The organism is Halomonas korlensis, from assembly GCF_900116705.1.
GTDB classification, from domain to species: Bacteria; Pseudomonadota; Gammaproteobacteria; order Pseudomonadales; family Halomonadaceae; genus Halomonas; species Halomonas korlensis.
The window spans coordinates 446,671-468,858 of record NZ_FPBP01000001.1 but is presented as its reverse complement, the minus strand read 5'-3'; the positions used below and the strand labels follow the sequence as shown (position 1 = coordinate 468,858).

20 protein-coding genes are annotated in these 22,188 nt (G+C 62.0%); 15 read left to right on the top strand and 5 right to left on the bottom strand.

What is annotated here, in order from left to right; translation table 11 throughout:
• The gene (locus BM341_RS02110) at positions 1 to 1,260 is read right to left on the bottom strand and encodes a 6-phosphofructokinase (protein WP_089792423.1); all 1,260 of its coding nucleotides are present in this window, start codon (positions 1,258 to 1,260) and stop codon (positions 1 to 3) included.
• Between the two features lie 205 nt (positions 1,261 to 1,465).
• Between BM341_RS02110 and mpl the strand changes: the two genes are divergently transcribed.
• Genes mpl through BM341_RS02095 form a run of 3 tightly spaced genes read left to right on the top strand, consistent with a single transcriptional unit; the run spans position 1,466 to position 4,093 of the window.
• Complete coding sequence (mpl, locus tag BM341_RS02105) at positions 1,466 to 2,848, top strand: UDP-N-acetylmuramate:L-alanyl-gamma-D-glutamyl-meso-diaminopimelate ligase (RefSeq protein ID WP_089792421.1); 1,383 nt, start codon at positions 1,466 to 1,468, stop codon at positions 2,846 to 2,848.
• Positions 2,841 to 3,473 carry a flavin prenyltransferase UbiX gene (locus BM341_RS02100; RefSeq protein ID WP_425431969.1) on the top strand — a complete coding sequence of 211 codons (633 nt, stop codon included), beginning with the start codon at positions 2,841 to 2,843 and terminating at the stop codon, positions 3,471 to 3,473. Before mpl ends, BM341_RS02100 begins: the two co-directional genes overlap by 8 nt.
• An 11-nt stretch (positions 3,474 to 3,484) precedes the next feature.
• Complete coding sequence (locus BM341_RS02095) at positions 3,485 to 4,093, top strand: LysE family translocator (RefSeq protein ID WP_425431968.1); 609 nt, start codon at positions 3,485 to 3,487, stop codon at positions 4,091 to 4,093.
• On the opposite strand, the gene BM341_RS02090 is transcribed toward BM341_RS02095, so the two are convergent.
• Genes BM341_RS02090 through BM341_RS02080 form a run of 3 tightly spaced genes read right to left on the bottom strand, consistent with a single transcriptional unit; the run spans position 4,090 to position 7,337 of the window.
• Positions 4,090 to 5,493, bottom strand: a complete 1,404-nt coding sequence (locus BM341_RS02090) for a bifunctional DedA family/phosphatase PAP2 family protein (protein ID WP_089792418.1) — start codon at positions 5,491 to 5,493, stop codon at positions 4,090 to 4,092. The genes BM341_RS02095 and BM341_RS02090 overlap by 4 nt on opposite strands.
• 28 nt (positions 5,494 to 5,521) lie before the next feature.
• Entirely contained in the window at positions 5,522 to 6,454 is a 933-nt protein-coding gene (locus BM341_RS02085) for a GGDEF domain-containing protein (RefSeq protein ID WP_175507773.1), read from the bottom strand.
• Positions 6,447 to 7,337 (bottom strand): hypothetical protein, encoded by an 891-nt coding sequence (locus BM341_RS02080; RefSeq protein ID WP_089792414.1) that lies wholly within the window; start codon positions 7,335 to 7,337, stop codon positions 6,447 to 6,449. Before BM341_RS02080 ends, BM341_RS02085 begins: the two co-directional genes overlap by 8 nt.
• Positions 7,338 to 7,432: 95 nt before the next feature.
• Here BM341_RS02080 and BM341_RS02075 point away from each other — a divergent pair, with 95 nt between their 5' ends.
• The 11 genes from BM341_RS02075 to lipB all read left to right on the top strand — a co-directional run bounded on the left by BM341_RS02075 (position 7,433) and on the right by lipB (position 17,995).
• Positions 7,433 to 8,740 carry a glutamate-5-semialdehyde dehydrogenase gene (locus BM341_RS02075; protein WP_089792412.1) on the top strand — a complete coding sequence of 436 codons (1,308 nt, stop codon included), beginning with the start codon at positions 7,433 to 7,435 and terminating at the stop codon, positions 8,738 to 8,740.
• 107 nt (positions 8,741 to 8,847) lie between these two features.
• Positions 8,848 to 9,474 carry a nicotinate-nucleotide adenylyltransferase gene (nadD, locus tag BM341_RS02070; RefSeq protein ID WP_245784135.1) on the top strand — a complete coding sequence of 209 codons (627 nt, stop codon included), beginning with the start codon at positions 8,848 to 8,850 and terminating at the stop codon, positions 9,472 to 9,474.
• A gap of 78 nt (positions 9,475 to 9,552) precedes the next feature.
• The gene (gene rsfS / locus BM341_RS02065; protein ID WP_089792407.1) at positions 9,553 to 9,939 is read left to right on the top strand and encodes a ribosome silencing factor; all 387 of its coding nucleotides are present in this window, start codon (positions 9,553 to 9,555) and stop codon (positions 9,937 to 9,939) included.
• Entirely contained in the window at positions 9,936 to 10,403 is a 468-nt protein-coding gene (rlmH, locus tag BM341_RS02060; RefSeq protein ID WP_089792405.1) for a 23S rRNA (pseudouridine(1915)-N(3))-methyltransferase RlmH, read from the top strand. Before rsfS ends, rlmH begins: the two co-directional genes overlap by 4 nt.
• Before the next feature lie 72 nt (positions 10,404 to 10,475).
• Positions 10,476 to 12,386 carry a penicillin-binding protein 2 gene (gene mrdA / locus BM341_RS02055; RefSeq protein ID WP_089792403.1) on the top strand — a complete coding sequence of 637 codons (1,911 nt, stop codon included), beginning with the start codon at positions 10,476 to 10,478 and terminating at the stop codon, positions 12,384 to 12,386.
• Positions 12,387 to 12,389: 3 nt separating this feature from the next.
• Positions 12,390 to 13,550, top strand: a complete 1,161-nt coding sequence (gene rodA / locus BM341_RS02050) for a rod shape-determining protein RodA (RefSeq protein WP_089792401.1) — start codon at positions 12,390 to 12,392, stop codon at positions 13,548 to 13,550.
• Between the two features lie 83 nt (positions 13,551 to 13,633).
• Positions 13,634 to 14,704, top strand: coding sequence for a lytic murein transglycosylase B (mltB, locus tag BM341_RS02045; RefSeq protein ID WP_089792399.1), 1,071 nt, complete (start codon positions 13,634 to 13,636; stop codon positions 14,702 to 14,704).
• The gene (locus BM341_RS02040; RefSeq protein ID WP_089792397.1) at positions 14,701 to 15,654 is read left to right on the top strand and encodes a septal ring lytic transglycosylase RlpA family protein; all 954 of its coding nucleotides are present in this window, start codon (positions 14,701 to 14,703) and stop codon (positions 15,652 to 15,654) included. Before mltB ends, BM341_RS02040 begins: the two co-directional genes overlap by 4 nt.
• Positions 15,655 to 15,700: 46 nt before the next feature.
• The gene (locus BM341_RS02035; RefSeq protein WP_089792394.1) at positions 15,701 to 16,909 is read left to right on the top strand and encodes a D-alanyl-D-alanine carboxypeptidase family protein; all 1,209 of its coding nucleotides are present in this window, start codon (positions 15,701 to 15,703) and stop codon (positions 16,907 to 16,909) included.
• A 115-nt stretch (positions 16,910 to 17,024) separates the two neighbouring features.
• On the top strand, positions 17,025 to 17,339 hold the full coding sequence (locus BM341_RS02030; RefSeq protein ID WP_089792392.1) for an HP0495 family protein: 315 nt from the start codon (positions 17,025 to 17,027) through the stop codon (positions 17,337 to 17,339).
• Entirely contained in the window at positions 17,339 to 17,995 is a 657-nt protein-coding gene (lipB, locus tag BM341_RS02025) for a lipoyl(octanoyl) transferase LipB (protein WP_245784118.1), read from the top strand. Before BM341_RS02030 ends, lipB begins: the two co-directional genes overlap by 1 nt.
• 76 nt (positions 17,996 to 18,071) lie before the next feature.
• On the opposite strand, the gene lipA is transcribed toward lipB, so the two are convergent.
• Positions 18,072 to 19,124, bottom strand: coding sequence for a lipoyl synthase (gene lipA, locus BM341_RS02020; RefSeq protein ID WP_089792391.1), 1,053 nt, complete (start codon positions 19,122 to 19,124; stop codon positions 18,072 to 18,074).
• A 256-nt stretch (positions 19,125 to 19,380) separates the two neighbouring features.
• Between lipA and BM341_RS02015 the strand changes: the two genes are divergently transcribed.
• Entirely contained in the window at positions 19,381 to 21,984 is a 2,604-nt protein-coding gene (locus tag BM341_RS02015; protein ID WP_089792389.1) for a DUF3141 domain-containing protein, read from the top strand.
• Positions 21,985 to 22,188: the final 204 nt, after the last annotated feature.

The window sequence follows — 22,188 nt, the reverse complement described above, 5'->3', positions numbered from 1 at the left end:
CTAGAGAGAGAAGTCGGGCAGCTTGCGCTCGACCTTGTGGCCCGCCAGCCTGGCGACCTTGGGCAGGCCGTTGACGAAGGGGGGGAAATCCTCGCCCTGGATCAGCGGTGACAGATACTGGCGGCAAGCCTCGGTGATACCGAAGCCATCGTCGCGAATGAATTCCTTGGGCATGAACTTCTCGCGGTTGGCCACCTCGGCCAGCGGGGCGGCCTCGATACGCCATTGATAGGGCGTATCGCTGATGCGCTTGATCGCCGGCATCATGGCGTTCTGGCCTTCGAGTGCCAGTTCTACGGCTTTCTCGCCGACGGCGTAAGCCTGTTCGACGTCGGTCTTCGACGCCAGGTGGCGGGCGGCGCGCTGCAGGTAATCGGCCACGGCCCAGTGATACTTGTAGCCCAGGTCCTGCTTGACCATGCCGGCCAGCGTGGGCGCCACGCCGCCCAGCTGGCGGTGGCCGAAGGCATCGGTATTGCCGGAGTCGGCCAGAAAGGTGCCGTCCTTGTAGCGGGCTCCTTCGGATACCACGATCACGCAGTAGCCATAGCGTTTCACGGCATCTTCGACCCGGGCCATGACGGCCGCCCGGTTGAAGGCGACCTCGGGGAAGATCACCAGGTGCGGCGGCTGGCCTTCGCCTTCGCCCGCGAGCGCCCCTGAGGCGGCGATCCAGCCGGCATGGCGCCCCATGACCTCGAGCACGAACACCTTGGTCGAGGTGGCGCACATGGATTCGATATCTAGCGAGGCTTCCAGGGTGGAGGTGGCGATGTACTTGGCCACGCTGCCAAAGCCTGGCGAGTTGTCGGTGATTGGTAGATCGTTATCCACGGTCTTGGGAACGTGGATCGCCGTCAACGGGTAGCCCAGCTTTTCAGACAATTGCGACACCTTTAGGCAGGTGTCGGCGCTGTCGCCGCCGCCATTGTAGAAGAAATAACGGATGTCATGGGCCTTGAAGACCTCGATCAAGCGCTCGTACTGGGTACGGTGAGTCTCGATATCCTTGAGCTTGTAGCGGCAGGAGCCGAAGGCGCCACCCGGCGTGTGGCGCAACGCGGCGATGGTTTCGTCGGATTCGCGGCCAACGTCGATCAGGTCCTCGGTGAGCGCGCCAATAATGCCGTTGTGGCCCGCGTAGACATTACCGATGCGGTCCGAGTGGCGCCGGCAGGTCTGGATGACACCGCATGCGCTGGCGTTGATCACGGCGGTGACACCACCGGACTGGGCGTAGAAGGCGTTGTGCTGGGCCATGGGGCTTTACTGCTCCTGCTCACATCAAGGGGGTCGGGAAGGTGTTGAGTCTAGCCGAAAGTGGCATGGGCTGCATCCGCACCGGGTGGCTTGCTGCAGTGCTAGACGCTTTCGGCTGTCGGTCGGCTGGAGCCGGTCGAAGCCGCCATGCTAGTCTCCCGCTACCCTGCCGTGGCCTGCGGCGGCAAGCTTCCCCGGAGAGCACATGCACCTTCACATTCTCGGTATCTGCGGCACCTTCATGGGCAGCCTGGCCCTGCTGGGTCGAGAGCTGGGTTTCACCGTCAGTGGCTCGGATGCCAATGTCTACCCGCCGATGAGCACCCAGCTCAAGGAGGCGGGAATCGACCTGCGCGAGGGCTATTCGCCCGCGAATCTTGAGCCGCGACCGGACCGCGTGGTGATCGGCAATGCGCTCTCGCGAGGCAACCCCGAGGTGGAAGCGGTGCTTGACGAAGGCCTGCCCTATCTCTCGGGTCCTGAGTGGCTGGCCGAGCAGGTGTTGCCCGGGCGGCGCGTGATCGCGGTGGCCGGTACCCACGGCAAGACCACCACGGCGAGCCTGCTTGCCTGGCTGCTGGAGTCCGCCGGGCTCATGCCGGGTTTTCTGATCGGCGGGGTGCCGAGGAACTTCGGTGTATCGGCCCGTCTCGGCGGTGAAGGGGCGCCCTTCGTCGTGGAAGCCGATGAATACGACACGGCCTTCTTCGACAAGCGGTCCAAGTTCGTCCATTACCGGCCCGAGATGGCCATCCTCGGTAACCTCGAGTTCGACCACGCCGACATCTTTCCCGACCTGGCCGCCATCGAGCGCCAGTTTCACCATCTGGTGCGCACGATACCCGGTCGTGGCCGTTTGCTGGTGGCCGATGGCGAGCCGGCGCTCGACAGGGTGCTCGAGCGGGGTTGCTGGACCCCGGTCGAGCGCTTCGGTGCGGCGACCACCAGCCCCTGGCGGCTGGTGCTGGAGCGAGACGATGCGTCGCGCTTCCGGGTCATCCATCAGCAGGCCGAGGTCGACGAGGACGCGGTGGTTGATTGGCCCTTGACCGGCGCCTATAACGCCCGTAACGCGCTGGCTGCCCTCGCCGCGGCCAGCGCGCTGGGTGTCGACCTGGCCCGGGGGGCGGCGGCTCTCTCTCGCTTCGAAACGCCGCGACGACGCCAGGAGCTGCGCGGCGAAATCGCCGGCGTCCAGGTCATCGACGACTTCGCCCATCACCCCACGGCAATCGCCGCCACGCTGGAGGGGCTGCGTGCCGCGACACCACGCGGTCGCCTGCTGGCCGTGATCGAGCCGCGTTCCAACACCATGCGGCTCGGCACTCTGCGCGAACGACTGGCGTACAGCGTAACCGCAGCGGACTTCGCCTTCTGGTTCCAGCCACCCGGCCTCGACTGGTCGCTCGCCCCGGTGCTCGCGGCGAGCCCGGTGGCGTCGCGGCTGTTCGAAGACCTCGATGATCTGGTGGCGGCCTTGGTCGCCGAGGCGCGCCCGCTGGATCGGATCGTGGTGATGTCCAATGGCGGTTTCGGCGGAATTCATGAAAAGCTGCTGTCGGCCCTGGAGATAGCGCATGATGGATGACGCTCACCCGACTCCCTGGAACGAGCCCGTCACCGTGGCGATTACCGGAGCGTCCGGCGCCCAGTACGGGTTGCGTCTGATCGAGGCACTGGTGGCCGCCGACCATGTGGTCTGGGTGATGATCTCCAAGGCGGCGCATCTGGTCATCGCCACCGAGACCGCTATCGAGCTGCCGGCGCGCCCCGAGCGTCTTGTCGAGGCCTTGAGTGGGCGCACGGGGGCCGGCGCGGGACAGATCCGCTGCTTCGGTCGCGAGGACTGGATGGCCCCGGTGGCCTCCGGCTCCGGGGCACCGTCTGCCATGGTGATCTGCCCTTGCTCAACCGGAACGCTGTCGGCGGTGGCCACAGGCGCCAGCAACAACCTGATCGAGCGTGCCGCCGACGTGGCGCTGAAGGAGCGGCGCAAGTTGATCCTGGTGCCGCGGGAAACGCCTTTCTCGGCCATTCATCTGGAGCACATGCTGGCATTGACGCGGATGGGGGCAGTAATCCTGCCCGCGGCGCCGGGGTTCTATCACCAGCCGACCCGTATCGATGACCTGATCGACTTCATTGTAGCCCGCATTCTCAATCAGCTGGGGATTACCCACCGGCTGATGCCGCGCTGGGGGGAAGATCCTTGATCCCGCTGTCGATGCTGTCGGTGTTTGTGCCGACCTTCTTCCTGGTGTCGCTTACTCCCGGCATGTGCATGACACTGTCGATGGTGCTGGGAATGACGCAGGGCGTGAGGCGCAGCCTATGGATGATGGCCGGCGAGCTCTGCGGGGTGGGGTTGGTCGCCGCCGCCTCGGGCGCCGGGGTCGCCGCGCTCATGCTGCGACAGCCTGAGCTGTTCGCGGTATTCAAGTGGTTAGGCGGGCTCTACCTGGCGTACTTGGGCATCATGATGTGGTGCAGCCGCGGGCGCATGGCGATTCCGCTGGACAGCATGGAAATGCCGCCGGCATCGCGCGGTCAACTGGCGTTGCAGGGGTTCGTGACGGCGGTGGCCAACCCCAAGGGCTGGGCCTTCTTCGTGGCGCTGTTGCCGCCGTTCCTCGATGCCGCCCGTCCCCTGTTCGGCCAGCTGACGGTGCTGATCGGGTTGATACTGAGCATCGAGTTTATTTGCTTGCTGCTCTATGCCGCCGGCGGGCGCAGCCTGAGACGTCTGCTCGGAAAAACGCACAATCTGCGTCTGCTCAATCGCTTTGCCGGTTCGCTGATGATCGGCGTGGGGGGCTGGTTGGCACTCGGCTAGACCGGGGGTAACCAGACGATACGGATGCTTATCAGCGTCAGCGAAGCGATCACCAGCAGTGGCCAGGGGCAAGGGGTCAGCGAGCGCCGTGGGCGGCGCTGCCAGGCCAGTTGCACCAGGGCGCAGACTATCAGGCCGAGCAAGGCGCCTCCGATCAGGTCGCTGAGCCAGTGCACCCCGATCATCAAGCGCGACAGCGCCATCGGCACGATGATGGCGATGCCCCCCCAATAGGCCCAGAAACGATGTCCGGGTGAGAGTTCTCGGGCGATGAAGGCGGCTGCCATCCCAAACACGACCACTGCGGTAGAGGTATGGGCGCTGGGGTAGGCCAGCGAGTCGGCGAGGTAGTCAGGTGCGTGGGGGCGCTCGCGGCCGATGACGGCCTTGCCGAGCGTATTGAGAAAGGCGATTCCGACCAGGCCGCCCGTGAGATGCCCCAATGCCGCCATTTGCCGCCGTGACAATAGCCAGATGCCCCAGGGCAGCGCCAGCACCACAATGCCGAGCCAATCCCCGGCCTTCGCCAGGCCCTGACCCAGCACGCCCATCCAGGGAAATGCCAGGGAAGCCAGCAGATCGTGCAGCCGCTGGTCCATGGCCAAGGGTCCGTGGTGATGAATAATCACCAGCGTCCAGGCAGAGAGCGCCATCAGCGAGAAGAGCAACAACAGCCATGAGGCCAGCGGCGGGTCCTTGTCATGTGGTGATGAAAGCAGCCGCCATAGGCGACGCCCCTGGGGGTGCTGGCGTGCCAGCCAGCTCAGGCCGCGGTAGACCAGTCCGCTGCGGTGGGTTTGATGGCGAAGCCAGGAGAATATCACCGCCAGGATGACGATCATCACGCCCAGGCCGATCAGCCAGTGTTCCAATGCTTTCGGAAGGTCGAGGCGTTCCTGCCAGGTGCGTCCCAGCAAGTAGCCGGGCAATACATAGGCGGGCGCCCAGAGAATGGCCGAGAGCAGGTTGGCAAGCGTGAACGTGCGTGGCGACATCTGCAGCATGCCCGCGATCATCGGAATAACGGGGCGAACCGGGCCCACGAAACGTCCGAGGAAGACCGAAAAGGTACCGTAACGCTGGAAGAAGCGCTCACCATGATCGATCCACTCCGGGTAGCGGGACAGTGGCCACAGCCGGTTCACGTTCTCCCGCTGCGTATAGCCCAACCAGAAGCTCAGGCCGTCGCCGATGATGGCGCCCAGAAACGCCACCAGGATCACCGTGGCTGGCGCTAGATCCTGATGCCCCGCCAGCGAGGCGCTGGCCGTGATCAACACCACGCCGGGGACGAGCAAGCCGACCAGTGCCAGCGATTCCACCAGGGCGATGGCGCCGATGATCAGCAGCAGCAGGCCGGGCGATGGGGTGAGCTGATAGAAGGCATCGAGGATATTCACGCCGGGATTGCATCACTCGGAAGGGCGATCATGTTTCGGCTAGACGGTGAGTGCTTGCCACGAGGCGCTGTTCGAAGCGCTCGGTGGTTTCCTGGGGCTGCAAGAGGCTCATTGCCAGGCGGCATTCGACGGGGCCCGTCTCGAGCAGGATCGTGCGGTGCAGGGCTTCCTCCAGTCGCTGACAGACCATCAATGCCCCATTCTCGCTGGTATCGGAGAGCACCAGCCAGAAGTCTGCCTGGGACTCGCGGCCGAGCAGGTCGTGGTCGCGACAGCGCCTGGATACCTCGCGGCAAAGGCTGTCGAGCAGGGCTTGACGCGCGGCAGGGCCAAATTGCTCACCGGCCATGTCGAGCTGTGGCAGGTGAATCATCACGACGGCGAGGCGCTGCTGGAGATGCAAGGCTCGCTCACACTCGCTGTAAAGGCGGTCATGCAGAGTCTGGCGATTCAAGGCGGGACATTCGGGGTCATGAGGAACGGTAGCCTTCAGCAGGGCCTGTTGCCGCAAGGCTTCGCGCGGCGCCAGGCCAGCGACGACGACCAAGGTCAGGTAGCCGAGTAGCAAGTCAATCTCATGAAGACCCTCGCCCAGCCACAGCCAAAGGGGCGTCGACAAGACGTTGATCAGCGTCGCTGGGCCAAGGGGCAGCAGCAATAGCGTCAGCACCGGCGGCATGCCTACCCATAACGGCGCTGGAAGCGCCTGCCGGGGCAGTTCCATGGCGATCAGCAGGTACCCGCATACCAGCACCAAGAAGGCCGAGACTCGTGCATGATCCTTGTGTCCGAGCCGCAGCAGGGCGGCCAGCAGCATGACGGGAGCCAGCAATGTCGGCAGCAGGATGCTCGCGTAGTGGCCCATCAGATAAAGCCACAAGGCATGTACGACGAGCAGCACAGCGCCTGCCAGGTAGGCCAGGGCATGCAGCGTACGCGACCAGATTCTTGGATCACGCATGGGCGGCCTTACCGACCACGATGAGCCTTTCATGCTGGGATACAAGGGCACGGCATTCTTCGCTCAAGGATTCGGCGCTCGTCAAGGGCACGGCACGGCACTTGGCGGGTGAGCCGAGACTCTGCAGCAGGCGCTGGCGTCGTGACACTGCCTTGTTCGCATCCTTGCTGATCAGTAATGCGGCCAGGGTACGGCCGTCGATGCGATAGCAACTTTCGAAACGCCGCGTGAGACGGCAGAGCTGGCGTGCCAGCGACCAGAGCTTATGGCGCTGGGTGCGCAACAGCAAGAGTTCGGCGTGGACCTCCTCGCGCTGTGCCCGGGAACGTTCGCGGATCAGGTCGCTCTCAAGTTGTTCCCTGGGCCATAGCCTCAGCTCGGGTACCAGACGCATGCGCTGGCGTGCCTGGCCGTGAAGGGGCTGTAGCCCATACTGGCGCGCCAGGCCGAGGGCCATCAGGCCAATGAGTACCAAGCCGGAGAGCATCGCCTGATACAGGGGAAGCCACGTCAATAGCGACCACCAGCTCAGCAGGGCGAGCAGGGCCGTCAGGATTATCAACCAGCGTGGCTGGGGCAGCATGATCAACATCGCCCAGGCCCATAACCACAGAGGATAGCGGTCGGGTGCGACCCATAGGAGCCCGGTCAGCAAGAGGCTGGGCAATAACTGCCAGGGAAGCATGGCCGAGCGGCGATTACTGAATTCCAGCAGGCTGGCGGTTACCCCTAGCCAACCGGCTGCCAGCCATAGCAACAGGGCACCGGACAGGGTGTCGGCCGTGGCAGCGAGCAGTGCCAGAAGAACGGCAGCCAACAAAAGGTTGCCCCGAAACAGGCCGATCCTGTGAATGCTCTTGCCGATTTTGTACTTGCTCTGCATGGTGGCTTAGTATGTTTCCTTGCCGATTCTCGGCACAGTATAACGCTCGCGCGCCCTTTGTCTCAGCGGTGGCGCCCCAGGAGGCACGCAACGGCATGACTGCTCAATCTTCACGTCTGACTTATGATTCCACGACCCCGGCCGTCAAGGATGTCGACGCCTACATGGATGGCCTGGGTCGTGCTGCCAGGCAGGCCGCCGTACAGATGCGCCGCTCCCCTACCGCCGTAAAGAACGCGGCCCTGTCGGCGATGGCCGAGCACCTCCAGTCTGCCAGGCATCGGGTGCTGGAAGCCAACCAGCGCGACCTGTCGCGTGGGTGCGACCAAGGACTGGATGCGGCACTGCTCGACCGACTGGCCCTGAACGATGCCCGCCTGGAGGCAATGATCGAAGGACTTATCCAGGTGGCGGCCCTGCCGGATCCGGTCGGTGAAATCGATGGACTGCGTGCGCGCCCCAGCGGCATTCAGGTCGGTCAGATGCGCGTGCCGCTCGGCGTGATCGGCATCATCTACGAATCGCGACCCAACGTCACCATGGAAGCAGCGAGCCTGTGTCTCAAGTCAGGCAATGCCTGCATCCTGCGCGGCGGCTCCGAGGCAAGCGAATCCAATGCCGCCATTGCGACCTGCATTCGACAGGGGCTTCTCGACGCCGGCCTGCCGGAAGCGGCGGTACAGGTGGTGGCTACCACCGATCGGGCGGCGGTGGGGCGTCTGATCAGCATGCCGGAGTATGTCGATGTGATCATTCCGCGCGGCGGCAAATCGCTGATCGAGCGTATTTCCCGAGAAGCGCGCGTGCCGGTCATCAAGCATCTCGACGGTGTCTGCCATGTCTATCTCGACGCCAGCGCTGACCCGCAAAAGGCACTGGCCATCGCGATCAACGCCAAGACGCATCGCTATGGCACCTGCAATACCATGGAAACCCTGCTCATTGACGCCTCGCTGGCCGAGGAGATGCTGCCGGCTCTCGCGGCGGCTTACGCCGAGCATGGTGTCGAACTGCGTGGCTGCGAGCGGACACGGGCAATTCTCGGCGGCATCGTCTCGGCTACCGAAGCCGACTGGCACACCGAGTACCTGGCGCCGGTGCTTGCCATTCGGGTCGTGAAGGGGATTGAAGAGGCCATCGCACACATCGAGCGCTACGGTTCGCACCATACCGATGCCATTGTTACCGAGAATTATGGCCTGGCACGACGCTTTCTGGCCGAAGTCGATTCGAGTTCGGTCATGGTCAATGCCTCGACGCGGTTTGCCGATGGGTTCGAGTATGGCCTGGGGGCCGAGATCGGTATCTCGACCGACAAGCTGCACGCCCGTGGCCCGGTGGGCCTCGAGGGGCTGACCACTCGCAAGTACGTGGTGCTCGGTGATGGCCAGGTACGTCAATGACAGGGACGTCAACAACAGATGCGCCCATGACTGGTGCGCCAGTGATCGAGAATGGTCACGCGTCACGCCCTGAACCTCATGAACTGTCGGCGTCTCCACGCATTGCCATGCTTGGTGGTACCTTCGACCCGGTCCATCTCGGACACCTGCGCAGTGCGGTAGAGCTTGGCGAAGCGCTGAGTCTCGATCGTGTGCACATGATACCTGCGGCAAAGCCCCCGCTGCGTGGTGAGCCCAGTATCTCACCGGGAGAGCGACTGGCCTTGTTGCGCCTGGGGATCGGCGACACCCCGGGGCTTGTCGCCGACGCGCGCGAACTCGACCGCGAGGGGCCTTCCTTTACCACCGATACCCTGGCCTCGCTGCGCGAGGAAGTCGGCCCGGCAGCGCGGCTGGTCATGGCGCTAGGCCACGATGCGTTCCTGCGCCTCGCGGATTGGCACCAGCCGGAACGGCTCTTCGAGCTGGCCCATGTGGTAGTGATCGATCGTCCCGGCATTGATACACCGCTATCGACGGGATTGCGCGACATGGTAGCTGACCGGGAGGTAGAAGATACGCAAGCCTTGATGTCGACGCCAGCGGGGCATTTATTGCGTCTGCGCTTACCCTCGCGCATGGCCATTTCCGCCACCGACGTGCGCCATCGGCTGGCAAGCAGGGCCAGTGTTCGTTATCTGCTCCCCGAGGCGGTAGAGGCGCGCATTCACGTGTATGGCCTTTACCGGTCCTGACACGCTGTCAGGACGGCAATGAGTGGGTACAATAGTGGGTGACGACTTCGCTTCAATGAGGGGCTTATATAAAGGACTATGCATATCGACACACTCAAGACGCTAGCGGTGGATGCGCTGGAAGAGCTCAAGGCCAAGGATATCAGTCTGCTTGATGTCTCGCGCCTGACCAGCGTCACCGATCTGATGGTCATTGCCAGCGGCACCTCCACGCGTCATGTGGCAGCACTGGCCAATAATCTCGTCGAAAAGGCCAAGTCGGCGGGGCTGCAGCCACTAGGGGTCGAGGGCGAGAATGGTTCCGATTGGGTGCTGGTCGACATGGGTGAGATGGTCATCCATGTGATGCTGCCGGAGACTCGCCAGCTCTACGATCTCGAACGCCTCTGGGCCGATCTACCCAGCGATGCCGAGTCGCTGGTCACGGCAGAAACCTTTCATCGCGGCGAGGCAAGGGGTACGTGAGAGTCCGCTTGCTTGCCGTGGGTAATCGCATGCCGAGTTGGGTCACGGCGGGTGTCGAGGAATACCGTAAGCGATTGCCGCGTGACTTTGCCTTCGAGGTCGAGGAGATCACGCCAGGCAATCGCAGCAAGAATGCCGATGTGGGACGTGCCGTTACCCTGGAAGCCGAGCGGATTCGTGGCAAGTTCAAGGGCGGCGAGCATCGCGTTGCCCTGGAAGTCGGCGGACGCCTCTGGAGCACCGAGGAGCTTGCACGTGAAGCCGACGCCTGGCGTTTGGCAGGGCGTGACGTGGTGCTGATGGTAGGGGGGCCCGATGGGCTGGACGCCTCACTTTCCGCCGAGGCGAATCAACATTGGTCGCTGTCGCCCCTGACGCTACCGCATCCGCTGGTGCGCATCCTGCTGGCCGAGCAACTCTATCGTGCCTGGACGCTTCTGGTCGGTCATCCCTATCACCGCTGAGTTACCATTTCCCCGCTGCCCTGAGGTCGACCTTTGCGTTGGCCGGGGCGGTTGCCAAGGTCTTTTGCCCCCATGCGTGAACCCCCCGACAAGCTGAAGAGCCCCGAGCAGGAGCTGCGAATCTTCCGGGTGCGTTCGCTGGTCGCCGCTCTGGTAGTGGTCGCATTGACCGGCCTGTTGATGGGGCGTCTGGTTTATTTGCAGGTCGTCCAGCATGAGGTCTACAGCACGCGCTCGGAAAACAACCGGGTCAGGGTAGAGCCGTTGCCGCCAACACGAGGGCTGATCTACGACCGCAACGGGGTGCTGCTTGCCGAGAATCGCCCCACGTACAACCTGACGCTGGTCCGTGAGCGCGCCGACGACTTTGCCGCCACGCTGGACCTACTGGAAGCGTTGCTGGCGCTCTCCGGTGACGAGGCCAAGGCCTTTCGCGCGCGTGCCAGCCAGCCTCAGCGACCCTTCGAGCCCGCTCTGCTGATGAGCGATCTGAACGAGCAGCAGATTGCCCGGCTGGCAATCAATCGCCACCGCCTGCCCGGCGTCGAGGTCGAGGCCCAGCTGCTGCGCTACTATCCCGATGCACCGATGCTGGTCCATGCCCTGGGCTATGTCGGCCGCATCAACACCGATGAGCTGAAGTCGCTCGATGCGGGACGCTATGCCGGAACTCACTTCATCGGCAAGACCGGTGTCGAGCGCTTCTACGAGGACGCGCTACATGGACAGTCCGGTCTGCGTCAGGTCGAGACCAACGCTCGCGGCCGCGTGCTCAGCGAGCTTGGCCGCACCAACCCGGTCCCGGGCAAGGACATTACCCTGACCTTGGACAAGGAGCTGCAGTCGCTAGCATTCGACCTGCTCGACGGGCGACGCGGCGCCATTGTTGCCATGGCGCCAGCGACCGGCGAGATACTGGCCTTGGTGTCGGTGCCCGGCTATGACAGCAACCAGTTCGTGACCGGTATCGATATTGGCTCCTACCGCGCGCTGCAGCAGGACCTCGATCTCCCTTTGTTCAATCGTGCCATTCGCGGTCAGTATCCGCCCGGCTCGACCATCAAGCCCTTTCTGGCCATGGCGGGGCTGGCGGAAGGGGCGATAACCCCTGAAAAGACCATCAATGATCCCGGCTATTTTCAGTTGCCGAATGATTCGCGTCGTTATCGCAACTGGCTACGTTGGGGACATGGCCGAGTCGATCTGGAGCGCTCCCTCGCCGTATCCAACAACACGTATTACTACACGCTCGCCCATGAGTTGGGGATCGATCGGCTCCACGAACGAATGCGCGACTTCGGCTTCGGTAAGCGTGTCGGGCACGATATCTTCGGTGAGAGCAACGCCCTGATGCCATCCAGGGAATGGAAGCGCGACCGCTTCGGACAGCCTTGGTATCCCGGCGAGACGCTCTCGGTGGGTATCGGCCAGGGGTACTGGCAAGTCACCCCACTGCAGCTGGCGACAGCTACCTCGGTGCTGGCCAATCGAGGCGAATGGGTTAAGCCGCGTATCGCCAGGCGTATCGGGGAGGAGGATGTGCCAGTCGACTTGCCGGATACTCCGCCGGATCTCGAGCTGGCCAACGAGGCGTGGTGGGACAGAGTGTTCGCCGGTATGGAAAAGGTCATATCAGGCAGCGAAGGGACGGCCCGGCGCACCGGAGTGGGGCTTGAATACCGAATGGGCGGCAAGTCGGGCACTGCTCAGGTGTTCTCCCTTGGCCAGGACCAGCGCTATGATGCCGATGAATTGGCGGAGCGCCTTCGCGATCATGCACTGTTCATTGCCTTTGCCCCGCTGGATGATCCCCAGATTGCCGTGTCGGTCATCGTCGAGAATGCCGGTGGTGGCAGTACGCATGCCGCTCACCTGGCCCGTGCGATGACCGATGCCTGGTTACTCGATGAGGACGAACAGCCGGATGTCGAGGAGGTCCGTGAAACCCTGGAGAGCAATGATGGCAGTGTGGCGGGAAACTAAGCGATGGCGATGATCGATCTCACCCGCGGGCTCCGCAGTCATCCCGTCCGGCCTCCTGCCAGCGGGATCGCGCGTCGCCGGAGCTTTTGGGAGCGCATTCACCTCGACCCTTGGTTGCTGGGCATGCTGTTGCTGCTGATGCTGGCTGGTCTGGTCGTGCTCTACAGCGCCAGCGGACAGCATCTTCAGGTTCCCATTGCCCAAGGTGTCCGGTTCGGCGTGGCATTGACGGTCATGCTGGTACTGGCGCAGTTCACTCCAGCAACCTTTCAGCGCTGGGCCTTTCCGGCCTATCTTGCTGGCGTTCTGATGCTGGTGGCGGTGGAGCTGATCGGTGATATGGGCATGGGGGCCCAGCGCTGGTTGGTGATTCCTGGGGTCATCCGTTTCCAGCCGTCGGAGCTGATGAAGCTGGCGATGCCGATGATGGTGGCCTCGTATCTCTGCCGCCGAGAATTGCCGCCACGGGTCAGGGATCTGGCGGTCTGTGGCTTGCTTATCGGTCTACCGGTGGTGTTGATAGCGAAACAACCCGATCTCGGCACCTCATTACTGGTGGCGACTGCCGGGGTCTTTGTGGTGTTGCTGGCGGGGCTGACTTGGCGCTTTATTGCCATCCTGGCCTTGTTGGCCACCGCAGCGCTGCCGTTGCTATGGATGAACCTGCACAATTACCAGCGGCAGCGTGTCCTGACCTTTCTTGATCCCAACAGCGATCCGCTGGGTTCCGGCTGGAACATCATTCAATCTACCACCGCCATCGGCAGCGGCGGCCTGCTGGGGAAGGGATGGCTGCAAGGCACCCAGTCGCAGCTGGAATTCCTGCCCGAGCGCCACACCGATTTCATCGTCGCGGTGCTGGGAGAGGAGTTCGGCCTGGTCGGTATGCTGGCTTTTCTGATGCTCTATCTGGTGATCGTCATGCGTGGCATCGTGATGGCGGGTGGCGCCCAGAATACTTTCGGCCGCCTGCTGGCGGGCAGCATCATCCTGACTTTTTTTATCTATGTCTTCGTCAACGTGGGTATGGTAAGCGGTATCCTGCCGGTGGTTGGGGTGCCGCTCCCGTTGGTCAGCTTCGGGGGAACCTCCAGCGTGACCTTGATGGCGGGTTTCGGTATTCTCATGGCGATTCACACCCACCGCCGACTGCTGCCGCGTTAGTACTAACTCACAAGCACCAGCTCGCACGAGTGGATGGCATGGCACCTTTCAGGTCCTTATTTTCATCGGGAAGAGGCAAAAGCATGACGGTGAGCCGTTCACAAAGGTGGAAACAAGTCATTATCGCCACCAGCAGTCTGGTATTTTTCTCGTTCACCACGCCTGCAATGGCAGACTTTGACCCGAGCGAGCATTCCGGGGCCAGATTGCTTGTCGATGAACTGTCTGACAAGGATATCCCACGCCGCTGGCTTGAGGATGCCCTGCGCGGGGCCGAATATCAGCAAGGTGTGCTGGAGGCGATGGAGGGTGCGGTGGAGAGACGACTGCGCTGGGATGAGTACCGGGCCATCTTCCTGACCCCCGAGCGAATTCAAAGTGGCGTTGGCTTCATCGAGGCGCATCGTCAGGCGTTTGAGCGTGCCGAGGCAGAGTTCGGTGTACCGCCCGAGGTCATCGCTGCGATCATCGGGGTCGAGACCAGCTACGGCCGCTTCACCGGTGACCATCGGGTGCTGGATTCCCTGGCCACCCTGGCCTTTCACCATCCGCAGCGCGGAGGCTTTTTTCGCGGCGAATTGGCGGCGTTTCTCGATATTACTTACGAGCAGAACGTTGATCCTGGCAGCTTGAAAGGCTCCTATGCCGGTGCAATGGGCTATCCGCAGTTCATTCCTACCAGCTATCGCGCCTATGCCGTCGATTTCGACGCTGACGGGATACGCGACCTATGGACCAATCCGGTAGATGCCATCGGCAGTGTCGGCAACTATTTCGCGCAGCATGGTTGGCAGGCCGACGAGCCTGTCTATCAAGAGGCCAAGGGACCAGCGGCGCCCCCTCATGACATCGAGTTCAACCGAACGGCCAAGCCCTACCGCGAGGTTGCGGAGTTGGCCGAGAAGGGCATTCGCCCAGAAGTGGGGATCGACGCGGCGCAGGAGGTCATACCCCTGGCGCTGGAAATCGACGAGACGAACTGGCGCTACCGTTTCGGTCATGACAACTTCTACGTCATCACTCGCTATAACCATAGCCACCTTTACGCGATGGCAGTGACCGAGTTGGCAGAATCGATTCGCGACTCTCTGGCGCTTCAGGTGGTGCCACTTATTCCCAATACCGCCGTTGAAAATAAGGAAACGAGCCTATGATCCGCCAAGGGCTGGTGGTGGGATTTCTGATGCTGCTGGTCGGGTGCTCGGCTGGCGGCGGTTCGCGACCTGCCACGGATGGCAAGGGGGACGCCGATAGCACGGCCTCCTCGAGCGGCGAGCGCTATGCACTAAGCGGCGATGCCTATCCCGAGGACCCGCCGGATGTCAGCGAGGTGCCAAATGCCGAGCCAAGGCGCGAGCCGTTGTCCCGGGGCGGCAACCGTTCTCCGTATGAGGTCTGGGGGAAATCCTATGAAGTGCTCGCCGATGCCAGTGGCTATGTGCGAGAGGGTAAAGCCTCCTGGTATGGCGAGAAATTTCACGGCTATGCCACCTCTAACGGCGAAATTTACGACATGTACACGATGAGTGCCGCCCATCGTTCGCTGCCCTTGCCGAGCTTTGCCCGCGTGACCAGCCAGGACAATGGCCGTTCGGTAATCGTTCGCGTCAACGATCGTGGCCCCTTCCATAGTGAGCGTGAAATCGACCTTTCCTACGCTGCTGCCGCCCGTCTGGGCATTCTTGACCGCGGCACCGGGCGTGTCAGGGTCGAGGCGATCAATGTGGATCAATGGCTAGCCGACAAGGGCAATCCCGCCCAGCGGCAAGGGCAGCCAGACACGCAAGGGGCATCATCGATACCCGCGACAACACCGGTGGTGTCTGCCGTACCCTCGATCGCCAGCGGTAGCGATAATAGTGAGCGCGCCGCCGCGGGTAGCGTCTTTCTTCAAGTGGCCGCTCTGGGCTCCGCGGAGAGTGCCAGGACACTGAAGACGCGGCTTGAAAGTGAGCTTTCCCGACCGGTACGGGTCGCCAGCGCGACCGGAACGCACCGGGTCCAGGTCGGCCCATTGAACCATGTGGAGCAGGCAGATCCGGTGCGCGATCAACTGCGCCGCGCGGGCTTTGCCCAAGCCTTTATCGTTCACGGCGAAGATTGATTACGTCTTCCTGCAACCCCCCTGATATTTCGACGAGATTTGCCCCATGAAAGTGTTTGTTGCTGTTTTATCCGCCATTCGGCATCCGGCCTCGCTATGCCTGTGTTTGTTGTTGGCCGCCTTGCCGGCCCTGGCTCAGCCGATACCTACGATGATTCCTTCGCCGCCCCAGCTTGCGGCCAGCTCGTGGATATTGATGGATGCCAACAGTGGACGAATACTGGTGGATCATAACGCCGACGAGCGCTTGCCTCCGGCCAGCCTGACCAAGCTGATGACGGCTTATCTCGTCGAGCGTGAACTCGACCGGGGCAATATCGCCTTGGACGATATGGTAGATATCAGCGAGAAAGCGTGGCGTACCGGTGGCTCCAAGATGTTTATCGAGGTTGGCACCGAGGTCTCGGTGGAACAACTGCTTAACGGCATCATTATCGCCTCGGGCAACGATGCCAGCGTCGCCATGGCGGAATACCTGGCAGGAGGCGATGCGCCCTTCGCCGACATGATGAATCAGCACGCCACCCGGCTGGGGATGGAGAACACCAATTTCGTCAACGCCACTGGCCTGCCGGGTGACAACCATTATTCCTCGGCGCGTGACATGGCCCTGCTGGCCCAGCACATCATCAATGATTATCCCGAGCACTACGCGATCTACGCCGAGAAGGAGTTTTCCTTCAACGATATCAACCAGCCCAATCGCAATCGCCTGTTGTGGCGTGACCCAAGCGTGGACGGCCTGAAGACCGGCTGGACCACCGAGGCGGGCTACGGCCTGGTGGCGTCCGCCAAGCGTGACGACATGCGTCTGATCTCGGTAGTAATGGGCACGGATTCCGAGGAAGCGCGAGCACAGGAAACACAGAAACTGCTTAGCTACGGTTTTCGATATTTCGAGACGCTGGAGCTTTACGAGCGAGGCGCAGTACTCAACACTCCGCGCGTCTGGGGCGGCGACAAGAATGAGCTGCGCGTCGGTGTCGGGCAGGACATTCATATGACGGTCCCGCGTTCTCGGAATACCGAGCTCACCGCGCGTCTCGATATATGGCCTGACCTGATGGCACCTATCAGCACTGGTGACCAGGTAGGAACCCTGGAGGTTCGTCTCGGCGACGAGGCCGTCGGCGAGCGATCACTGGTCGCTCTGGAAGGTATCGAGGAAGGGGGGATATTCAAGCGTCTTTTCGATCAGGTGCAGCGTTTTTTTACCAACCTGTTCTCGAACCTGGTCGGCGACTGGTTTAATTGACACCCACCACACCAGCGAATGCCGCGAGCCTGAGCCAGGAGTGTCCCTGTCGGAAGATCCCGGTGGAAGCTCATGGGGTATAGGCAGTCGCTAGCGCTATTTCAATGGGGGAAGGATGAAGGAAAAATCGCTGCGTGACCTGCGCCAGCCGGTTACTACACAGTCTGCCAGCAAGTCGCCCGTCATCACATTTCCCTGCGACTATCCGATCAAGGTGGTCGGAGACGCCGCGGAGGATTTCGCCGCTACCGTGTGTCAGATTGTGACGCGCCACGACGCGACGTTCGATGCCGGGGGTCTTGAAGTGGTAGCGAGCCGCAACGGACGTTTTCAATCGGTACGCCTGACTCTGCGGGCTACCGGCGAAACGCAGATCAAGGCGCTGTTCGCGGAGCTCAAGGCTACCGGCCGCGTGCACATGGTGGTCTGATGAAGGCGGCCGACGAGATGCAGATGCCCATTGCCGTCTATTCGCTCGGGTGTCGACCTTATCAGCCGGTATGGGAGGCGATGCGCCAGCTGACCGATACGCGTGATCCGGCCACCGAAGACCAGTTCTGGTTAGTAGAGCATGAACCTGTCTTTACCCAGGGACAGGCCGGCAAGCCGGAACACATCCTGTTTCCGGGTGATATTCCGGTGGTTCAGACGGATCGTGGCGGGCAGGTGACCTATCATGGTCCGGGACAGGTCGTGCTGTATCCGCTACTGGATGTCCGACGGGCTCGTCTGGGCGTGCGGGATCTGGTGACCGCGCTCGAGCAGGCGGTGATAGCGGTGTTAGCCGAGTACGGCGTTACCGCCCAGGCGCGCCCGGATGCTCCCGGCGTGTATGTCGGCGAGTGCAAGATCGCCTCGCTAGGGCTGCGCATCCGCCGCGGCGCCAGCTTTCATGGGGTAGCACTCAACGTGAATGGGGATCTGGCACCCTTCACGCGTATCAACCCCTGCGGTTATGCTGGGCTTGCCATGACGCGGTTGGCAGATCACATCCCGCACTGCCCCGATGTGTCCGTGATCGCTGAACGCCTGGCCGAGTGTCTGGCCGATCAGCTGGGAAGGTGCTTGAGATACGTTCCCGAATAGTCCCTTTGTCCCGAATAGAACCTCGCCTCGCCCAGCTACGCGCGTCGTTGCCAGCCGATAGAGAACATTGCAGGCCTCAGCTGACGTGGCTGACCGGAATCCGGTCCGGGTCGGGCGCTTGGCCGGGCACGTCGGCCGGCGAGGCGAGTCCAAGATTGTTGTTCTCGAAGACCCTGTCGGCGCGGTAACTGGAGCGTACGAGAGGGCCGGAAGGCACTTCCATGAAGCCCTTTTCCAGACCCAGCGTCCGATAGCGATCGAATTCGTGCGGCGTGACCCAGCGCTCGACGGGCAGGTGGTTGCGTGTAGGCCTGAGGTACTGGCCCAGTGTCACGATATCCACCCCGATGGCGCGCAGGTCGTCGAAGGTTGCCAGGAGCTCCTCCTCGGTTTCCCCAAGCCCGAGCATCAGGCTGGTCTTGGTGATCACGTCGGGCCGATGCCGTTTGGCATGGGCCAGCACGTCGAGTGTCTTGCGATAGCCGGCTCGCGGGTCACGCACTCGACGGGTCAGTCTCTCCACGGTTTCTACGTTCTGAGCAAAGACTTCCAGCCCGGAATCGACAACGCGTTCAATTGCTTCAGGTATGGCATCGAAGTCTGGCGTGAGTGCTTCTACCACCACTTCGGGGGTGCGCGACTTGATGGCACGAATGCAATCGGCATAGTGGGTGGCGCCGCCGTCGGGTAGATCGTCGCGGTCTACCGAGGTCAGCACGACGTAGCGCAGCCCCATGAGCTCGACCGATTTGGCGGTATTCTCGGGCTCCTCGAGGTCTAGCCAGCCACGCGGGTTACCCGTATCGACGGCACAGAACCGGCAGGCGCGGGTACACACCGACCCCATCAGCATGATGGTAGCGGTGCCATTGCTCCAGCACTCACCCATGTTAGGGCAGTGGGATTCGGCACACACGGTGCTGAGCCGGTGCTTGGCAACGTTCTTCTTGACCGCTTCGAAGCGTTCCCCACCAGGAATCTGGGCGCGCAACCACTGAGGCTTTCGGCCCAGCGCATGGCTGTCCTCGGCCTGTTTGCGCTGCTTCATGCCATCCTTGATGACACTCATACCATGCTCGTTACGGAATTTTTCACCGCTCGGCACGTGTCTCGGGATATTGTCGCTCATAGCAAGGTGAGCCTCTTCATTCGGCGGCTGTCTTTCCTGTCGGCAAGCTGAAGGTCGCCATGGGGCGGTACAGCAGCGCATTCAACGAGACGCAAGACATGACAGACGCTAACGATGTCATTGCTTTATAATTTATCACAATCGCGGCGGGACTGGACAGGCTCGCGGTAAAGGATGAAGTACGTTATATTGCATTGCAGCATAAACGATTCACCGTGGTGGCCAACTGGCTGCCACCTTACGCCTGGAGCAGATAATGATTCCCCTGATGCCGACTCCCCCGGCAGCTCTGCTGCCTTATATGGACCCGTTCGGCTTTGGACGCGCCGCCGGCGACTACTGGCGCGATGCGCTGGAGCGCAGCGTGCTCTACATGGATGTCATGCGTATTCGAGGCAATCAGTATCTCGAACATATCGAGAAGACAAAGCCCAACGTGCTCGGCTTTGAGTCCGAAGTATTGATGGACGGCCGGACGCTGCCACGGCCGGTCAACTATGAACTGCTGCGTATCCTGCCTCCGGACGGCGTCGAGACCGACCCGCAGGCACGCCCCTATGTGGTAGTCGATCCGCGTGCCGGGCATGGCCCGGGAATCGGCGGTTTCAAGTCAGATAGCGAGATTGGCGTGGCGCTGCGCGCCGGCCATCCCTGTTACTTCATCGGCTTTTTGCCCTACCCGGTGCCTGGCCAGACCGTCGAGGATGTCGTCGAGGCTGAGGTGGCCTTCGTGCGTCACGTCATGGAGCGTCATCCAGACACCTCCGAAAAGCCCATGGTGGTAGCGAATTGCCAGGCGGGCTGGCAGGTAATGATGGCGGCCGCCCTCGAGCCGGATGTCTTCGGCCCGATTCTGATTGCCGGAGCACCGCTCTCCTACTGGGCCGGGGAACGCGGCAAGGCGCCGATGCGTTATACCGGTGGCATGACCGGGGGCAGCTGGATGACGACCATGCTCAGCGACATGGGCGCTGGCTTGTTCGATGGCGCCTGGCTGGTGCAGAACTTCGAGAAACTCAACCCCGCCAACACCTGGTGGAACAAGCAGTACCAGCTCTATTCCAGGGTCGATACCGAAGCTGAACGCTATCTGGAGTTCGAGCGCTGGTGGGGTGGCCATGTGGTGCTGGGCGGTCAGGAAATCCAGTACATTGTCGATAATCTCTTTATCGGCAATCGGCTTTCTACCGCCCAGTTGGTAACCGCGGACGGGCGCCGGATCGATCTGCGCAACCTGCGCTCGCCGGTAGTCGTTTTCTGTTCGCGCGGTGATGACATCACGCCGCCGCCTCAGGCGCTTGGCTGGGTTGGCGACCTCTATGAAGGGGTCGAGGACATCATTGCCAATGAGCAGACGATCGTCTATTGCGTTCACGACAGTACCGGCCACTTGGGCATCTTTGTCTCGGGCAGCGTCTCTCGCAAGGAGCACACCGAGTTCACCGCCAACATGGACTATATTGATGTGTTGCCGCCCGGCCTTTACGAGACCACGATTTCCTCGGCGGCGGAGCGTGACGATGCCGACCTGATTGAGCGCGATTATCTGCTGGAGTTCGAGCCTCGCACCATCGATGAACTCAACGAGGATGTGAAGCCGAGTATCGAGGATGATACTCGTTTCGCTACCGTGGCGCGGATCTCCGAGATCAATCTCGGTCTCTATCGGAGTTTCGTTCAGCCTTGGATTCAGGCGACCGCCACCCCTGAAACGGCCAAGTGGATGCGTCGCATGCATCCCAACCGCCTGGGGTATCGCCTACTTTCCGACCGAAATCCTTTGATGGCCCTGATTCCGGTCTTGGCCGAACAGGTAGACGCTGACCGTCATCTGGTGGGTGACGAGAACGTCTTTCGCTCAGTGGAAGGCATCATGTCAGATCAGATCACCAGAAGCCTGGATACCTGGCGAGACCTGCGTGACAGCAGCACCGAGCGGATGTTCATGAACATCTACGGCCAACCGCTTCTGCAAGCCCTGGTAGGGCTGAAGGGCGATGCCCATGTGCATCGCCGTCGTCCGGGCGCCGAGCCGGAACATCGTCGTTTCATCGAACGACGCCAAGCTGAATTTCGCGAGAAGATTGCCAAGGGCAGCAGCCACGAAGCCGTGATGCGTTCGGTGATCCATGTACTCGGCGGGGCGCCCGCTACCGATGAGCGCAACTTCAATCGGTTGCGTGCTTCGCGGGCCGAGCTGGAGCCGAACATTCAGCTGGCGGACTTCAAGACGCTGATGCGTGATCAGTTCTTCATTCTGCGCCTGGACCGCGAGGCGGCGCTGGAAGCATTGCCGACGTTGCTCGAAGGCCAGACGGCTAGCCAGATCGATGACCACTTGGCGCATATAGAGCATGTGCTGGCGGCCAGCGGCGATCTTTCCGAGCATGCTGCCCAGCGCTTCGAGCGTGTCAAGGCATTGTTCCGCAAGGCGATAAAGCAGGCGCCGCAGGAAGAAGAAACCGACACTTCCCGCCAGTCGGTACCCGCTGGGAAGCCACCGGCTGCCAAAGCGGAAACGACGGTCAAGCCTCAAGTCACGAACGCCCATCAGGAAGCAAAACCGGAAGCCTCTGTCAAGCCTCAGGCATCGACAGTGGCAGTAGCGCCTGACACTCAGGCCGAGGAAAAGACACCGACCTCACAGCCTGAAGCAGCGACCAAGGCTGTCAAGGAACCAAATGAAGCTAGCAAGGCGACTAGTGAGACAACGACCGAGGCTAGTAAGGCATCGATCGAGACTCGTAAGGCATCGGCCGAGTCTCCAGCATCGACCAGCCACGCGGCCGAGAAGACCCCGTCTCGCAAGCCCGCCGCGAAACGTCAGCGTAAGACGTCCAGGCAGGACGACAAAGGCTGAGGCTTCTGGATCACGGTCCTTCCTCGCCCCTGCCGGCTTGCCGGCAGGGGCGTTTTTTATATGATTCGCGAATATGGCGGCTTGCCGTCATGGGTATTCCCGGTCTACGGTCTGAAAGGTTGCTCAGCCCGAGAGGCCATGTATGTGACTGGCATGGCGGGCAGCGCTGGGGTAGGGTAAGCGAATTTTTCTCCCTTCGGGAAT

What these genes read in the sequence shown, in the direction of transcription:
- lipB (WP_245784118.1), top strand. Translation starts at nt 17,339, where the DNA reads ATGAAGGCGGCCGACGAGATGCAGATGCCCATTGCCGTCTATTCGCTC.
- BM341_RS02075 (WP_089792412.1), top strand. Translation starts at nt 7,433, where the DNA reads ATGACTGCTCAATCTTCACGTCTGACTTATGATTCCACGACCCCGGCC.
- mrdA (WP_089792403.1), top strand. Translation starts at nt 10,476, where the DNA reads ATGCGTGAACCCCCCGACAAGCTGAAGAGCCCCGAGCAGGAGCTGCGA.
- mltB (WP_089792399.1), top strand. Translation starts at nt 13,634, where the DNA reads ATGACGGTGAGCCGTTCACAAAGGTGGAAACAAGTCATTATCGCCACC.
- mpl (WP_089792421.1), top strand. Translation starts at nt 1,466, where the DNA reads ATGCACCTTCACATTCTCGGTATCTGCGGCACCTTCATGGGCAGCCTG.
- BM341_RS02015 (WP_089792389.1), top strand. Translation starts at nt 19,381, where the DNA reads ATGATTCCCCTGATGCCGACTCCCCCGGCAGCTCTGCTGCCTTATATG.
- BM341_RS02095 (WP_425431968.1), top strand. Translation starts at nt 3,485, where the DNA reads ATGCTGTCGGTGTTTGTGCCGACCTTCTTCCTGGTGTCGCTTACTCCC.
- lipA (WP_089792391.1), bottom strand. Translation starts at nt 19,124, where the DNA reads ATGAGCGACAATATCCCGAGACACGTGCCGAGCGGTGAAAAATTCCGT.
- BM341_RS02035 (WP_089792394.1), top strand. Translation starts at nt 15,701, where the DNA reads ATGAAAGTGTTTGTTGCTGTTTTATCCGCCATTCGGCATCCGGCCTCG.
- BM341_RS02110 (WP_089792423.1), bottom strand. Translation starts at nt 1,260, where the DNA reads ATGGCCCAGCACAACGCCTTCTACGCCCAGTCCGGTGGTGTCACCGCC.
- BM341_RS02040 (WP_089792397.1), top strand. Translation starts at nt 14,701, where the DNA reads ATGATCCGCCAAGGGCTGGTGGTGGGATTTCTGATGCTGCTGGTCGGG.
- BM341_RS02100 (WP_425431969.1), top strand. Translation starts at nt 2,841, where the DNA reads ATGGATGACGCTCACCCGACTCCCTGGAACGAGCCCGTCACCGTGGCG.
- rodA (WP_089792401.1), top strand. Translation starts at nt 12,390, where the DNA reads ATGGCGATGATCGATCTCACCCGCGGGCTCCGCAGTCATCCCGTCCGG.
- BM341_RS02030 (WP_089792392.1), top strand. Translation starts at nt 17,025, where the DNA reads ATGAAGGAAAAATCGCTGCGTGACCTGCGCCAGCCGGTTACTACACAG.
- nadD (WP_245784135.1), top strand. Translation starts at nt 8,848, where the DNA reads ATGCTTGGTGGTACCTTCGACCCGGTCCATCTCGGACACCTGCGCAGT.
- BM341_RS02085 (WP_175507773.1), bottom strand. Translation starts at nt 6,454, where the DNA reads ATGCGTGATCCAAGAATCTGGTCGCGTACGCTGCATGCCCTGGCCTAC.
- rsfS (WP_089792407.1), top strand. Translation starts at nt 9,553, where the DNA reads ATGCATATCGACACACTCAAGACGCTAGCGGTGGATGCGCTGGAAGAG.
- BM341_RS02080 (WP_089792414.1), bottom strand. Translation starts at nt 7,337, where the DNA reads ATGCAGAGCAAGTACAAAATCGGCAAGAGCATTCACAGGATCGGCCTG.